Here is a 16369-nt window from a genome sequence, read left to right as displayed (position 1 = left end):
CGTAACAAATGACACCTCACGTTGAGGTGTTTTTTTGAAAGTGATTACAAGACGACTGGTCTACTATATAAGTATCTCAACTGCTTCAACTACCTGGATAAACAACATGAAAATTCTGATGGTTCTGACTTCGCACGACAAACTGGGCAACACGGGCCGTAAAACGGGTTTCTGGCTGGAAGAGCTGGCAGCACCGTATTACGCTTTTAAAGATGCAGGCGCAGAAATTGTGCTGGCGTCCCCGGCTGGCGGCCAGCCACCGCTGGATCCGAAAAGTAACGAACCGGATTTCCAGACGCAGCAAACCCACCGCTTTGAAGCCGATGAACAGGCGAGGGCGCAACTGGCCTCCACCGTGCGTCTGGACAACATTTCTCAGGCTGATTTTGATGCAGTCTTTTATCCGGGCGGTCATGGCCCGTTGTGGGATCTGGCGGAAGATACAACCTCCATTGAGCTGATCCAGTCATTCCAGGCTGCGGGTAAACACGTTGCGCTGGTGTGTCATGCGCCTGGCGTGCTGCGTCATGTGAAAGATGCACAGGGTAATCCGCTGGTACAGGGCAAAAAAGTCACCGGTTTCACCAACAGCGAAGAAGCGGCGGTTGAGCTGACCGACGTAGTGCCTTTCCTGGTGGAAGATGAACTGAAAGCACTGGGTGGTGTGTATTCGAAAGGCGCTGACTGGGGTTCTTACGTAGTGCAGGATGGTCTGCTGATCACCGGGCAGAATCCGGGTTCTTCCGCAGAAGCGGCAGAATTATTAGTTCAGCAACTGAACAAATAATCGAAACAAGTAAACATGGCCGGAAGGGCAATCTTCCGGCCATGTTTATTGTGCAAAATCAGGATCAGGCAATCGTCACTTTCGTATCCAGGTACACATCCTGAACGGCATTAATCAAGCCCACGCCTTCTTTCATTGATTTCTTGAAGGCTTTACGCCCCAGAATCAGTCCCATCCCGCCAGCGCGTTTATTGATGACCGCTGTACGCACGGATTCCTGAATATCATTTTCACCTGCGGCACCGCCGGAATTAATCAATCCGGCCCGCCCCATGTAACAGTTCGCCAGCTGATAACGCACCAGATCAATCGGGTGCTCGGTCGTCAGTTTGGAATAGACGCGGTCATCGGTATAACCGAATTTAACCGCTTTGTAGCCACCATTATTTTCTGCCATTTTCTGTTTCACAATGTCTGCGCCGATGGTCGCTGCAAGATGGTTTGCTTGGCCGGTTAAGTCGGCGCTGGAATGGTAATCTTTGCCGTCTTTCACAAACGCAGGATTACGCAAATATGCCCACAACACGGTCACCATGCCCAGTTCATGCGCCCGCTCGAAAGCGGCTGAAATTTCTTCTATCTGGCGACGTGACTCTTCTGAGCCAAAATAAATGGTCGCGCCCACAGCCTGCGCACCGAGATTAAACGCCTGTTCCACACTGGCATACAGTGTCTGGTCATATTGTGTCGGATAACTCAGGGTTTCGTTGTGATTGAGTTTGACCAGGAACGGAATTTTATGGGCGTAGCGGCGTGAAACGGAAGCCAGCACGCCGTAAGTTGACGCTACGCAGTTACAGCCTGCCTCGATCGCCAGTTCAACAATATTTTTAGGATCGAAATACAACGGGTTCGCGGCAAACGAGGCGCCCGCAGAGTGTTCAACACCCTGATCGACCGGCAGAATCGACAGATAACCGGTACCGGCTAACCGTCCGGTGTTATACAAGTTTTGCATCGCAGCCAGTACGCGCGGCGAACGGTTATTGTCGATCATCACACGGTCAACAAAATCGGCGCCCGGCAGGTATAGCTGGTCTGAGGTGATGGTGGAACATTGATGCTGAAGAAGTGAATCGGCTTCTTTGCCTAACAACTTAGTGATATCAGTCATAATGGACTCCGTTTCTGCTCTGTGCGGGGCACAAAGCGGTGAATGATATTTTCTTACCCCACTAGGTATAGACGGATTACGCCGGGTTTGTGTGACTCATGCTGCGGTTATGTCTCTGTTTGACGTCAGCCACGCGCAGACACTCACTGTAAAAAAAAACCGGAACAGCATTGTGCGGTTCCGGTTTTTGATATTAGTTGTTGGCTTTCAGTGTATTGAGTAATCGCTCCAGACTTTCCCGCCGCTGCGCAGGGATTTCCCCGCCCGCCGCGTAACCGGCGTTGCGCATGATGCTTTCCTGCAAACCGACCAGCCAGTCGTAAATGTAAAACGCCGTGGAATTGGTCGGCGTGGCCGAAAGTTTTGTCAGGCGGCGGGATGACTTCCAGCTTGCAACGCTTTTCTTCGGCTTGGCAAAAATCTTATTGCCCTTATTGATACGGCTTTCCGGGCGTCCGGCTTCTGCTTGCTTCTCAAAGCCCAGCCAGGCAACAAAATCACCGAGCACCGTCAGGGCACGTGAAACCTGACGATCCGCATGATGCTCATGTTCACGCGTCCCCGCAGATAACGTACCACTGAGTGAACGTACCAGCGCATCGCCCATGTTCAGACGGAAACTGGCGGTGATCAACTCTTCCATCAGCAATTCGACTGTTGGCTTAGCCACGCCAAGCAGGGCGATCAGCGGTTCGTTTTCCGGCAGGCTGCGCAGATGGTTAATCCAGTAACGCTGTACCTGGCGCGCAAACGCCGTGCCGTCGTCCGGTTTTTCCTGCCAGACCTGCACGTCCTGCTGCTCAGCGAATAAATCGATATCAATACCAATACCAAAACTTTCCACGCCAGATTCATCCTGCTCGCCCGTTTCGGCCTGCTTACCGGCATGTTCGTGATAAATACGGTGCAGTTCGTCGCGGCCGGGCAGCAGTTTTTCCAGCAGCTCGCCGTGAACACCCGTGCGGGTTTGCAGCGCTTTAATGACGGTCTGAACTGTGCGTTGTTTTTGTGCCGGATCGGCTTTGTCGCCCGCCTGATACCAGCGTCCGAGCAGGTTATCCGCCAGTTCACGACGCAGCTCGTCACGTATTTCGCTCAGACGGTTCAGCCTGATTTCCGGACGAATTTCAGCCGCCAGATAATCTGCCATACGTTGCAGACCGCGATCATCCATCGCCAGCAGCGCGCCCCAGGCATCACCCGGATTGCCCACATGACGCTGAACGGCCTCGTCGAAATGTGCCGATCCGCTCATGCGGCGATCGAACGGCGTGAATACCCACACCAGTCCCGGTTTGCGGCGGTCACGCACCTGCGTGTTTTCGCCGTGCATTTCTTTGACCCAGTATTCCAGCGTGCGGCCCACGGCAACCACGTCATCACGCACGTCAGCCGCCGTGCAAACCATCAGCATGTTCATTTCATGCCGGTCGGTATAGCGCTCCGGCAGATAAGAAATTTTTGCGCGGAACAGATCGGAATGTTCATCCTCACCGCTTTCATCAGTCAGCGCGCCATAACCCGGCAGATCCAGTAAATCGATCTGTTCGAACAGGACTTCGCGTGGTGGGGAAAGCAGGGGTATTTGCACTTCAGAGGCAAGCATGGTCAGCTCAGCCAGTGACAACGTCACAGATGGCGCGCTTTCATCTCCCCATTGCGGGCAAACCGGAATCTGAATATCCCAGCCGGGCGACTGACTGAAAATACCGTCTGCCGGTTGCATGGCGTCATCAACCAGAATGCTCAACGGTGCCAGCAGGCTTTCTGCCCCGCTGAGGTGTTGCAGCGTGTGGGCATAGTGGCGATACGCTGCCGTCAGCGCAGGGTCGTTGCCCCATAACAGAGAGAACAGACGTGCGCGATCGTCGATGTTCAGATAAGGCGCGAGCTTCACCGCCACTGGCCAGTAATGTGCATTCAGATGACGGAAACGGCGGGGATCGAGGCGAATCATGGAATCCCATAATCCCATAATCTGTTCGCTGGTAAAGCCGTCTACCGGCTCCGGCTGACGGTGCATCATCAGTTTACTGAGGTGCTCGGTGATTTGCTGTGTGTCCGCCACGGGGTAATGACTGTCCGGCTGGAAAGCGCGGATAACAATGCGGGCAAGATCGGCTTCATTGAGCAGCAGCACACGAACCGGAAATGCGCGATCCCTGACGTCTGCCTGACGGGTAAAACGGGTGGCGAAACGCGCCACACGGTTACCGGGGTTAATCTGGGTCAGATAATCGAGCGTGATACCCCCGAGACGAGTCTCCAGTCGCCCGTAGTTACCGGCCGCCAGCGAACAAATCAGGTACGATTTCCCGGCCTGAGAATGCCCGTAAAAACCCAGTGCTGGCGGCAGTTCACAGGCCTGTGCCAGGCGCTGTGCTTTCTCGCGACAGCGTGTTAACTGCAAATTCAGCCGGTCGGCTTCCAGATCAAGACGCGGAGCTTCAGCGCGTGTGGCGTCGACCCAGCCCAGCGCCTCGCCGATGGTGTCAGATACCGCCGCAAACTGACGCTGCAAAACATTGGTGGTCAGACCGGCGTTTGTTTCTGTCGTGCTTGTTGTCATGAGACGAATACGCTCCCACTGTCGATCCAGTAATGGCTCTCGCCCAGTGTATTTAGCCGCAGGCGCAGGTGATGAGGAGGCACTTTGGTGCCGTTATCCAGCACCGCGCTGGCAATATCAAAAAATTCCGGCGTCGGATGATCTTCCCCTTTTTTCACCGCCAGTTTCACCCGCAGCACACTGTCACCCGCCACTTTACGCGCCAGTTCAGGTTCCGCGATGGACAGGGTATACAGCGGCGAGGCTGGCCAGCGGTCATTTTCCAGCTGGCGGAAGCCCAGACAAATGGCACCGCGAATGCGGAAACTGGCCGCACTATCGAGTTTGTAATCATGGGCATCAAGATCGATATCACCGTAACAAACGTTATCTTCAGTCAGCACCTGATTGCCGTCGAGCATACCGAGATATCGCACGGTCGAATACGGCTGGAAATCACCGGCTTTGAAATAGAAGCCCGGCAGACGTAAATCCAGCGCCAGCAGACACAGCATTGCGCCGACGGCTGCTGTGGATTTCGGGTTGTCGATGCGCCCGAGTTTGTTAAACGGATACCAGCCGCTGGTGTGATAACCATCGAGTGACAGCATACGGTTGATCGGCAGCGGTTGCAGATGGCGGAACAACGCCTGAATGCCGGGGAAACGCGAAGGGCGACCGGTCAGCAGCAACACATCGCAGTCATGCAACGACACCACTTCACACAGCGAACGCAGGTTCTGCGTAATGCTCATTCGGTTGGATAAAAACTCACTGTGCAGTTTGCTGAGTTTCAGTACCAGCGGTACCTGAAGAAGATCAAATACCGCCGAACCGGCAGGCAGAACGCGCTGGATTTCGGTATGCAGATAATCCAGCACTTTCAGCGTCGGTGTCTGTTCCAGCAATTCACCGAATGGCGCATCAATTTCTGCGTGGGTATCCAGCGGATCAAAGCGTTCGTAAACTTCCAGCACTGACCGCGCCAGCGGGATAAAAATTTGCAGCGTACTTTGCTGACGCAAGGTGGCATGCCCGTCCATGCGTCCCTCGCTACCAAACAGGCGCGTCATCAGGCTGTCCGGGTTAGCCAGTCCGGCTTTCTTCAGCGCCGCATGTAACGCAGGCAAAATATAGAGCTGAATGACATCCAGCAGAATATCGTCGCCCGCCACTTTAAAGCCTTCGCGGAACAGTAAACGCGGGGTGATTTTGACATTATTCCCCATCCCGTCATCGAGCCAGTATTGCGTGATGGCCAGATCGGTCGTCCCGCCGCCGATGTCAATCGAGGCGATACGGAGGGTTTTGCCCACCGGTTCATCGTCGGCCAGTTCGCGGTCAGGACGCGCCATGCTGGCAAAAAACTCGCCGGTATGACCGCCAAAATTCACCTGCGTTTCGTTGTAGAGATACACCATTTGGCCGCAGGTTGCTTCGTCCCATTCCATCTGCACATCCGGCACCGGCACGCTGCTTTTGGCTTTGTCGTTCTGGTTTTTAAACGCGTCGTCAGAGGGATGCCAGCCCATGGATTTCCACACCAGCCCGATGGCTTCCTGCATACGGCGGCGGAAAATTTCACGCTCCGGTTTCGGCATCGCCGAGGGCAGGGTCAGAATAATATTGCGTAACTGGCGCGGTGCGGAAGATCGCAGCATACGGGTGCGCTGCGCCGGGCTGTTAATTTGCATCAGCGCCTGCGCCAGCAGTTCCGACAGCATCAGCGTCATCACCGAGCTGCGGCTGTAATGGGCGGAGAACACCGGCAGGCGATCTTCCGCAGGCAGATCAGACAGCGGCTGACCGTCGTCATTGATCAGAAATGTCAGCGGCATGGCTGCAGCGACCGGCTCGGTAATCGCACCGTGACCGCCCTGGCTGAAACGCCAGCCCGGCGTATAACTGTCTTCATCCCATAAATAACGGCGCGGGCTGGAAATCCCGGTCGATCCTTCCGTTCCTTCGCGCAACAGTGCCAGACGACTGGCTTCCCGACCGGCGCGTAAAATTGACGGCCAGATAAAGGCGTCATCACGGCCGCTTTCGACGGAGAAGTTCGGTTTACCAAAGCGAGCCTGGGCGAACTCCACCCGGCTCTCGAACAGTTCGTTATAGAGAAAATGCGGCTGAGAGAGGTCGCGCAGTTGCAGTTCGCAGGTTTGCTTCAGGCCATCGGTTTCGCCTGCATGGTCTTCCACCAGAATGCCGCAGGTGTGCGAGTTACCCACATCCAGAATCAGATCGACGTTAATCGCCGGTTCCTGCAACGTCGCGCCATTAATTTTCAGTTCAGGGATACCAAGCTGGCTGCCGAGCATTTCCAGCAGATTCAGATAATGTGCCTGATATTCGAATTCACGCAGGGCGACTTTAATATTGCGCGCTTCACGTTCCTCGCGGATAGCGGACTGCTCGGTGAACACTTCACGTAACCAGCCGTCCACCCAGGTCTGATCGAGGAAATCGGGCAGTTCTTCGTTATGCCATGCCAGCGCAAAGCTGATGCCGTTTTTGACGTCATCCGGTGTCGGTGCGAGCTGGGTTTGTTCGTCATCGCCTTCCACTACGCGGGTATCAAAGGCAATCACGACGCGGTGCGTGCTGCCATCCGCTTCCGGGGTATCCAGTTCACGGATTTGCACCCGCGCCCAGTTGTCGGGACCGGCCATAAAGGTGCGCGGCGGATTAAAGCGCAGGAACGGCAACGGCAGCCAGATCTGATCGAGCAGTTTCAGCGATTGTTCCAGCGGGAAACTGAATTCAGGACGCACCACTTCCGGCGCACCGCCATCCACTCCCGGTAAAAAGTGACGACCATTTTGCGGGTTATAGTCGAGGCGCAATAACGGGCCGTTGGCGCTCTTGCGCACAAATTTGGCAGGCAGTCCGTCATCCCACACCGGCTTCAGCGCGAAGTCGAGGAACTGGATGCCGCTGTCGCGGATCAGGGTAATCTTTTGTTTAAAATCTGTAAGGGTTGCCAGCATGCTGTTATTTACCTTCACGCTTAATGGTCATTGGGTAAACCGTGTCGCCGGTATAACGACCCTGACACACGGCAGCGCCAGTCGCGCCCTGAGTACAACTGATTTCCGGCATCTGATAACGGGAGCCGTCGCTGCATTTCGCCCGGTAACGGCTGTTAATCACCAGATTTCCTGATTGCATCAGACCGGCATTTGCCACCGTGCGGCAGGTCACGCCCGCGCCGTAGGTAATTTTCACCGTACCCTGACCCTGTTTAAACTGATAACGCAACACCGGCGGTTTACCGGTAACCGGATCTTTGATATCCACCACCACATTCCAGTTACCGTTGAGAAATTTGGTCGAGCCGATTTTTACCGCATCAGGTGGCATCACTAAGGCATTTTTACTGACAGGCACAGCCGGTACAGCAGCGACCGGTGTTTTTTCCACTTCCGCGACGGGCTCCGGAGAAGGCACCACCACAGCGGCCGGTGCGACCGGTAACGGTGTCGGTTCCGGCGTCTTCACTTCGGGGGATTTCACTTCTTCAGCCACCAGTGGCGGGGCAATCACCGCCGGTTCCGTTGTCGCAGCAGGTTTCGGCGCTTCGGTCTTCGCGGTTTCAACTTTTGGCGCAGGCGTACGGGAATATAACCAGCTTGCGGCAGAACCGGCGACGACCAGCGCCGCGACCGGCAGTGCCCAGATCAGCGGAGATTTTTTACGGCGCGGGGTCGCAACCGCTTCCGGCGCCGTAACTTCCTGTTCAGCCGCGCGGGCTTCAATGGTTTTAATTACCCGCACAGGTTCCGGCTTTTCAATAACCGGTTCCGGCGCTTTGATTTTTTCTGCTACCAGCGACAGCGCTGGCAGGGGTTCATCGGCGGTCAGCGTATTGCGCAGCGCCGCAAAAGGATCAGGATTACTGACGCTGTCGAGACTCAGGAAGCCCCAGAAGGTCAGTACAGGCTGCCCTCCGACCAGATACACATGGTTTTGATCCGGAAAACGGAAGGCTTTTTCCAGTAACGAGCCAAAAAACTGAGTGGCGGGTTTCTCAGAAGATTTTGCCGCTTTGCTGATTTGCGACACGGTGTCGAGACAGTTCTCGAGCTGGCGCAACGCCGATGCGCGCGCGGCATCTGTGGCAGCGGCCCAGGAAACGACTTTGCCTTCGCGGGGGGAATACCAGTCGAGGCGGTCACCGGCCTCATTAAGCTGCGGGATCGCCAGACAGTCGGCAATCACCGGTTGTTTACGCAGACGTAAGGTTTCGCGTAATTGCAGGGCTGATGCGTAAACCGGTAGCCCGTTTTCGCCCAGTGCAAGGATGTCATTGAGACTGCCACTGCGTAAAAATGATTTTGCCACGCCTGAATAGCCTTTATGTGTTTTGCTCCGCGCCAGCGCGCAGGCAGAAAAGGTTCATGATGCTGCCACTTTAGGCGATTTAAGCGAAATCAAACGGGTGAATAAGCGATAAAAAGGGTGGCTGTTTGTGGCGTGGAGCGCGAGGCAAAAGAGGGGAAACCCGTACGGGGGCAAAACGCACTGTCAGCCCCCATGTGGTCGTCAGAAAATTACAGGTGGAAGTTATCGTACAGATGGCGTTCTATCGCCATCAGTTTGTTACGGTCATAATGACCAAAAAACAGCGGCCCGCCAATGGCGTTGATCGCAGCGCCACTGGCTGTGATCGCCGCCGATTTAAAATCACCGGCTTTTATCGCCCCCGCAGTATCACGTGCAAATACCCGGGCTTCTGAAAGTGAAGCCGATGTTTCGTAAAGGCGTCCGTTTGTCACCGCAGTAATATTGCGTGAGATGCTTTGGTACGCCTGCTCCGAAATACCGACATTGGCCTCGCGCAGCATTCTGTTAACGCAATACACCGCCTGCGCGTAAATCGAGAACTTGGTGGTTCTGATTATTTGTTGCTCAAGCTGCCCTCTGCGAAAGAGTCCCTGACCATTATCACCGTATGGCATTATCATTCCTTTTGACTTTCAGTTAAAAACAAACCTCTCCGCGCGGCGGAAAATAGCCTTTCAGCCGCGACGCATAATAATAGAAAGCGATTTATTCCGACCCCTTAAAATCAGAAAAAAGTGATATGACGCAAGGATAAAACGGCAGGGTAACACGCTGTAAGATAATGACATTCACGCTGTGAATGTCATTAGATTTAGAAAGGAACTTAATTAATAATCCACCCAGTTTCAGGCAGTTTTTCAGTGCTGAAATAAGGTATCAAGCACGGAAGTAAGATGCTGACGGGCATCGGCCGACAACGACTGAAGCGGTAACGGCAGACAAGGGGCCGATACCAGGCCAAGAATTTCCGCTGCGGCGGCCACAACGCGCAGGCTGCCGTGCTGACGGAACAGCGCCCAGAGCGGCTCTAACTGAGCAGACAGTGCCTGCGCAGTCTGCGCATCGCCTTTTTGCGCCGCGCGGGTGATCGCCAGCGGAATTTCCGGGAACAATCCGGCAATGACGGAGTACCAGACATCGCCGCCTTGCGTCAGCACCGTGGCGGCCGCCAGATCGCCCGCCGCGCCAAGTGTCACATGAGAAGGGACAAGTCGACGGAGTTGGTCAAGCCGTTTACGCGTGACGAGCGGATCCGCTGAAAGTCCGGGAATTTTGATACTGCCCACATGCGGCAATTGCGCGATACGTCCGTAAAGCTCATCGGTGAAATCGAAATGCGTGGTGGCCGGATTGTCGTAAACACACAACGGCACGGAAAGATGTCGGCTGACGGTTTCATACAGCGTAAACACTTCATCTTGCGTCAGTTTCTGATACGACACCGGTGCCAGCAACACGGCGCTGACGCCTGCCCGCTGGGCATCTTCTGCAAGATGCAATACATCGGAAGTCCGCACCGAGCCGATACTGACCATCACCGGAATACCATTGGCGTGTTCTACTGCCAGCCGCGCAACGCGGTCGCGTTCACTGTGCTTCAGATAGGCATAACTGCCCGTCGAGCCGAGCGCACCAATGGAGTCCACACCCGCACTGACCAGCCGTTCCATCAGCCTGACAAAAGATTTCTCATCAATACCTTTTTCAGTCAGCGGCGTAAGAGGAAAAGCACTTAATCCTGTGAACATCGGGTTCTCCCGTAAGGGTTAATTAACACGACTCATCATAGAGCAGCGATTCACTTTTTGCCCGAAACGGAGGAACCGGCATCCGGTTTCAGGCGCAACATATCCAGCCAGCCGATCAACGTCAGCACAGCAATAACCACGAAGGAGATTTTGAAACTCATGCCGGGCACAGACGCCCAGTCCAGCGCATCAACCAGTTGTTCACCAAGACGGGTACCGAGCGCGCCGACGGTAATCCCAAGCCCGACAGACAGTTGCAACACCGTGCTGAACAGAGTATTGGCATCGGCCATTTGTTTCGCAGGCACGTCGGAAAACGCCAGCGTGCTGATGCCGGTGAACTGCATCGAACGGCTCAGGCCGCCGAGAAAAAGCAATACCATCACCAGCCAGTCAGGCGAGTCAGGCGTCAGAAACGCGCAGAACAACAGCGAGAAAACGCTCAGCAGACCGTTAACCACCAGCACCGGGCGAAAACCGAAACGACGGATCAGCGGCGTAGTGGCCGGTTTCATCGCCAGATTACCGGCAAATACCGCCAGCACCAGCAAGCCGGCATGGAAGGGATCCATGCCAAATCCGACCTGCAACATCAGCGGCAGCAGGAACGGCACGGCGCTGATGGTCACGCGAAACAGAGAACCGCCTCCCATACTGATACGAAACGTCGGAATGACTATCGCCCCGAGATGAACCATCGGTTCGGGGTCGCGGTAAAGATGCCGGATAGCCAGCACCGAAAGCACCACTCCCGTCACCAGCAACAGTATGGCGGCGGTCCATAAAATGTGGTCCTGACTGATCAGCTCCAGACCGGTCACCAGCGAAAGCATCGCCAGACCGGTCAGTACAAACCCCGGTTTGTCGAAATGCTTCGGCTCCGCGGAAGGTTCCTGCGGAAACAGACGCCATGCCAGCATCATCGCGATAATCCCGAGCGGCACATTGATATAGAAAATCCAGTGCCACGAGGCGTAATGGGTGATAAACCCGCCGAGCGGTGGCCCGAGGATTGGCGCAACCAGCGCAGGCCAGGTCAGGGTGGCAATAGCTTTAATCAGCTGCGGCTTCGGCGTCGTTTTCAACACCGTCAGACGCCCGACCGGCACCATCAACGCGCCGCCGATCCCCTGAATAATACGCAGAATGATAAATTCACTGACGCTGGAGGCCATTGCACAAAACAGTGAGGCCAGCGTGAAAACGCCGAGCGCAAACGTGAACACGTTGCGGGCACCAAAACGCTCCGCCGCCCAGCCGCTGGCGGGGATCAATACCGCCAGCGTGAGCATATAGGCGCTCATCCCGGCATTCAGATCAACAGCAGATACCCCGAAAGAAATCGCCATTTGCGGCAGTGCGGTGGCTATCACCGTACCGTCGATAAACTCCATGAAGAAAGCAGCGGCAACCAATAAAGCAATAACGGAGATCCCGGTATTAACTGCGGAATCTCCCTGCGGATGTTCTGACGCATCCGGTTTACTGTGGCTCATTGTGTTCTGTCCCGGAAAAACCCACTCGCTACACGCTGCAGCAAAAGATAGATGATAAGTATTAAACCTATCACACACCTTTATACGGGTTATAGATCAAATGAAGATCAAAAAGAGCGATTTTTACGCTTAGTCGGCCGACGTGAAAAAATCATCCTGCAACTGACAAGCGAAATCACTGACATCTTCCTGCAGACACAGCGCAACATCAGCAGCAAAACCGCGTCGGGTGAGTTCGCGTGCTGAGCCGCAATCTGCAAGTTCTGCAAGCGTCAGGTTTTGATAAACCGTCTGCGCCGCGCGGGCTTCTGCTGACAACTGACGATTGCGCAGCCGTGAAATCAATCCCCCCGCAGCGACCAGATCTTCAAGCGCCGGGCGAAGACTATTGTCCGGCCATTTTTCACCGGCGGGGATCACCAGAATGCGTGGATACTTTTCACAGGCACGCGCCGTGGCGGTGAGATTGCGCAAGCAGGCGGTGAAAATCGCCGCATTGTGTGTTTTGGCTTGAAAGGTCAGCGCCGATCCGTTCGGCGAAGGCAATACCAGCCGCGTTCCGCTAACCATTTCCTGCAGAGAGCAGGGCGAAAGGGTGAACCCCGGCCCCTGAAAACGCCGGTCAAATTGCGCGCACTGCGCATTCCGCTCAGCGGCATATTGCTGCGCGCTGGCATCCTTCCACGGATACGGAAACACCGTTCCGCCGCGCGCGGTGGCGATACTCACGCAGGTAGAAAACGACATGACATCAATAATCACGATGCAATCGGCATCTGCCGCCAGATGCTCCACCGCCTGCGCGCCCCATTCCAGACGCACGTCAAAATCAGCTTGTGAGAAATCAGTCATTACAGCGCCTTCATCAGAATTACAAAGCAAGAAAAAGAGGGTTTTTCGGGCGGAACATTCACTACACTGATTAACACGTTTTAGTTATTCGCCTGCATCAATAAAACAAGACATCAGACAATGTTCAATAGGGGATGTGAATGAAAAGTGGGGATTATTGCCGATTGCTACTGCTGGCGGCGATCTGGGGTGGCAGTTTTCTGTTTATGCGCGTGGCGGCTCCGGCGTTCGGTGCCATCAATACGGCGTTTCTTCGCGTACTGTTCGGATTTGTCGGACTGGTCGTGATCCTTGCGGTACTGAGAACGCCGCGTGATTATCAGCATAAATTTGGCCGCTCGCTGCTGCTCGGGGTGATCAACTCCGGTTTGCCTTTTCTGATGTATTGTCTGGCAGCACGTTGGTTACCCGCCGGTTATTCCGCCATTCTCAACGCCACTACGCCGCTGATGGGTGTCGTGCTCGGCGGTTTATTCTTTAATGAAACCGTGACGCTGAAAAAAGCGCTCGGTGTACTCACCGGCCTGTTCGGCATTACCTTGCTCACCACCACCGGCAGCGCGGAATCGGTGCCGCAATTACTGGCGGGCGTCATTGCCTGCCTGGTGGCAACCGGCTGTTATGCAGTGGCTGGTTTCCTGACACGACGCTGGATCAGCGAACGCGGCGGGTTGGATCCCAAACTGGTGGCGACCGGTAGCCAGCTCGGCGCGACACTGTTCCTGTTGCCCTTTTTCCTTTATACCTCGGCTACCGAAGCGCCGGTGACCTGGGCGCAACCGCTGGTCTGGCTCTGTGTGCTGGCGGTCGGGTTTATCTGTACGGCATGGGCGTACATTCTGTATTTCCGCCTGATAGCCGATATCGGCCCGCTGCGCAGCATGACCGTGACATTTCTGATCCCGCCGTTCGGTATTCTGTGGGGTTATCTGCTGCTGAATGAAACGCTGTCAGAAGGGTTCTTTGCTGGCGGCATTCTGATTTGCGTGGCGGTGTGGCTGGTCCTCAGTCCGGGCAAGTCAGTGGCAGGAAAAACAAAAACGCCCGCACCCGGAACCCGATAAGTTCAGAGGCGGGCAGGGGATCAGCCGAGATATTCGATAATGGATAATCCGCCGTTATAGTCGGTGCTGTAGATAATTCCCTGCGCATCGACAAACACGTCGCAGGACTGAATCACCTGCGGCCTGCCAGGACGTTTATCCATCATGGTAACGGGCGCAGCGGGCACCAGCGCACCGGTTTCTTTCGGCTGATACGGATTGCTGATGTCGTACGCACGTACACCCGCATTCTGGTAGGTCGCGAAAATCAGCGTTGAACTGATAAAGCTGCCCGGCCGGTTTTCATGCAAATTGTGCGGCCCGAAATGCGCACCTTTGCTGACGTAATCCCGTTCCTCCGGCTGCGGAAAGGTCGAAATACTCACCGGATTCGACGGTTCACGCACGTCAAACAGCCAGATCAACTTCTCGCCATCTTCCTGATTATCCAGCACTGCCTCGTCGAGCACGACCAGCAAATCCCGGTCCGGCAACGGCAGCGCGGTATGCGTGCCGCCGCCAAATGGCGGACTCCAGTTGCGGTGAGAAATCAGTTGTGGCGCGCTGCGGTCTTTGATATCCAGCAACGTCAGGCCCCCGTCACGCCAGCTGGCATATGCCGTATCCCCGCTGATAATGGCATGGTGCAGCGCATAACGTTTACCTTCCGGCCAGTCCGGCGTTTCACCGCCTGCGGTATGCATCCCCGGCAGCCACCAGCGTCCGGCGACCTGCGGATTGCGCGGGTCGGCCAGATCAATCGTCAGGAAAATATAATCGCTGTAGCCATCAATCAGGGCTGAAACGTACGCCCAGCGCCCGCCGACATACCAGATGCGATGCACGCCGATACCTTCCAGCGCGAGAAAGCTGATTTCTTTTGGTTGATCGGGCACCGAAATATCAAAGATACGCACACCGGCGCTCCAGCCACGCTGCTGCGTACCCTGAACCGTCTCGCTGACGGAGCGGGTGTAATAGACTTTTTCATCGGCGAAGCGGACATCTGCGAACAAATCACGGGCGTTGATCACCAGCAGTAAATCGTCGTGCGCCTGCAGATGCACATTCCAGGTGCCCGGCGGTGCCGCCACAAAACCGGCAGGGCGCGGATTTTTGGCATCACGCACATCCACAATGGAGAAACCCTGCGACACCATGTGGCCGATATACGCGTAGCCACGATGGACCATTACCTGTACGCCGTCAGGTTTTCCGCCCTGATCGCTGTGGCCGATCAGTCGCATATTACGACTGTATTCCGGCGTAGGGAGAGATTGCGTTGTCATAGTCCGGCCTTATTTTTTGTGCTGTGCTTCAAGGGTGGCGAACCACGGTGCGATGAAATCATCAGATTTGCCCCAGCCCGGAATCACTTTCGCCAGCGATGCGACGTTCACGGCATCAGGGTTGCTTGTCAGCAACGCCTGCGGGATAGCCGAGGCTTTGAATTCATAAGTCTCTGGCGTTTTTTCACCGGCAATTTTGTTAGCGACCAGACGCAGGTTGATCGCGCCGATCAGTTTCGGATCCACCGCCACGCTGAGTTTCCACGGGCTGTTGGCCGCACGCATCAGACCGATATCCTGATTGGAAATATCGATGCTGTAGAGTTTGATTTCAGTGCGGCCATTCTCCTGCAAGGCTTTATACGCCCCCTGACTGAAGGCATCCCAGGTGCCCCAGATCGCGTCGATTTTGCCTTTCGGGTATTTCGCCAGCAGCGCGCCGATTTTATTGGCGGTATCGCCCTGAACATCCGACGACACGGCGCCGACCGATTCCAGCTCATGAATGCCAGGATGGGCGGCTAATACTTTTTTATAGGCATCCTGACGACGTTCCATCGGCGGGAAACCGGCCACCCACAGTTTGACGATATTGGCTTTACCGTTGAAATCTTTCACCAGTTGCCCGACGGAAAGATCGGTGAGCGAGGCGTCATCCTGTTGCGTGACCGTCACGCCGGGAATATCGCCGTTCACCGCCGTATCGAACACCGATACCGCAATGCCGCTGGCGGTAATACGTTTCAGCAAATCGGTGGAATACGGGTCACGCCCCTGCGACAAAATAATACCGTCGTATTTCTGGCTGATGGCCTGATTGACGAAATCCTGGAATTTCGCGTCATCGCCGTTACTGAGGAAAGTACTCACCTGAAAGCCCAGTTTGCGGCCTTCCTGAATGGCGCCGGACACAAACTGCGTGGTGTTGTCATCTGAGCCCAGATTGCGGATCACCGCTATGCGGACCGGCCCTTTATGATCGGCAATGGCTTTCGGCACCGGTGCAGTATCTGCGGCGAAAGATGGAAAAACGGAGAGCAAACTTAACGCCAGTAACGACGCGGAGAACAGTTTCATGTTTATTACCCTGTGTGGTTAATCATCATTTAACGGGAGGACAATTCACGCGAGCCCTTTGTGCAGGC

At 55.2% G+C, this 16369-nt stretch carries 12 protein-coding genes; 2 read left to right on the top strand and 10 right to left on the bottom strand.

Annotated features, from left to right (window positions below):
- Window positions 1-106: 106 nt before the first annotated feature.
- Entirely contained in the window at window positions 107-787 is a 681-nt protein-coding gene (locus LC431_RS07655) for a type 1 glutamine amidotransferase domain-containing protein (protein ID WP_223509585.1), read from the top strand.
- Window positions 788-851: 64 nt separating this feature from the next.
- Here LC431_RS07655 and fbaB read toward each other — a convergent pair whose 3' ends face one another.
- The 8 genes from fbaB to LC431_RS07615 form a co-directional block, all read right to left on the bottom strand.
- Window positions 852-1901 carry a class I fructose-bisphosphate aldolase gene (fbaB, locus tag LC431_RS07650; protein ID WP_112151362.1) on the bottom strand — a complete coding sequence of 350 codons (1050 nt, stop codon included), beginning with the start codon at window positions 1899-1901 and terminating at the stop codon, window positions 852-854.
- A gap of 193 nt (window positions 1902-2094) precedes the next feature.
- Window positions 2095-4470, bottom strand: coding sequence for a virulence factor SrfC family protein (locus LC431_RS07645; protein WP_223509584.1), 2376 nt, complete (start codon window positions 4468-4470; stop codon window positions 2095-2097).
- The gene (locus LC431_RS07640) at window positions 4467-7439 is read right to left on the bottom strand and encodes a virulence factor SrfB (protein ID WP_013577742.1); all 2973 of its coding nucleotides are present in this window, start codon (window positions 7437-7439) and stop codon (window positions 4467-4469) included. The genes LC431_RS07645 and LC431_RS07640 overlap by 4 nt, the downstream gene beginning before the upstream one ends.
- 4 nt (window positions 7440-7443) lie before the next feature.
- Window positions 7444-8793: an SrfA family protein gene (locus tag LC431_RS07635; protein ID WP_223509582.1), complete on the bottom strand. Its 1350-nt coding sequence runs from the start codon at window positions 8791-8793 to the stop codon at window positions 7444-7446.
- Window positions 8794-9002: 209 nt separating this feature from the next.
- Window positions 9003-9410, bottom strand: coding sequence for a hypothetical protein (locus LC431_RS07630; RefSeq protein WP_013577740.1), 408 nt, complete (start codon window positions 9408-9410; stop codon window positions 9003-9005).
- 243 nt (window positions 9411-9653) lie between these two features.
- A complete protein-coding gene (locus LC431_RS07625; RefSeq protein ID WP_112197988.1) occupies window positions 9654-10544 on the bottom strand; it encodes a dihydrodipicolinate synthase family protein in 891 nt (296 codons plus the stop codon).
- Window positions 10545-10594: 50 nt separating this feature from the next.
- The gene (locus LC431_RS07620; RefSeq protein WP_223509580.1) at window positions 10595-12040 is read right to left on the bottom strand and encodes a DHA2 family efflux MFS transporter permease subunit; all 1446 of its coding nucleotides are present in this window, start codon (window positions 12038-12040) and stop codon (window positions 10595-10597) included.
- A gap of 129 nt (window positions 12041-12169) precedes the next feature.
- A complete protein-coding gene (locus tag LC431_RS07615; protein ID WP_112151367.1) occupies window positions 12170-12892 on the bottom strand; it encodes a 2-phosphosulfolactate phosphatase in 723 nt (240 codons plus the stop codon).
- A 140-nt stretch (window positions 12893-13032) separates the two neighbouring features.
- Between LC431_RS07615 and LC431_RS07610 the strand changes: the two genes are divergently transcribed.
- Complete coding sequence (locus LC431_RS07610; protein WP_223509578.1) at window positions 13033-13956, top strand: DMT family transporter; 924 nt, start codon at window positions 13033-13035, stop codon at window positions 13954-13956.
- 20 nt (window positions 13957-13976) lie between these two features.
- Here LC431_RS07610 and LC431_RS07605 read toward each other — a convergent pair whose 3' ends face one another.
- Both LC431_RS07605 and LC431_RS07600 read right to left on the bottom strand, forming a co-directional pair.
- Window positions 13977-15224 (bottom strand): LVIVD repeat-containing protein, encoded by a 1248-nt coding sequence (locus tag LC431_RS07605; protein ID WP_112197989.1) that lies wholly within the window; start codon window positions 15222-15224, stop codon window positions 13977-13979.
- Between the two features lie 9 nt (window positions 15225-15233).
- On the bottom strand, window positions 15234-16301 hold the full coding sequence (locus LC431_RS07600; protein WP_112151368.1) for a sugar ABC transporter substrate-binding protein: 1068 nt from the start codon (window positions 16299-16301) through the stop codon (window positions 15234-15236).
- Between the last annotated feature and the right edge of the window lie 68 nt (window positions 16302-16369).

This window comes from Rahnella sp. GSA61A (assembly GCF_019969905.1).
In the GTDB taxonomy this organism is placed as follows: Bacteria; Pseudomonadota; Gammaproteobacteria; order Enterobacterales; family Enterobacteriaceae; genus Rahnella; species Rahnella aceris.
The sequence above is the reverse complement of the archived record's forward strand: the minus strand, read 5'-3'. Positions and strand labels throughout refer to the sequence as shown.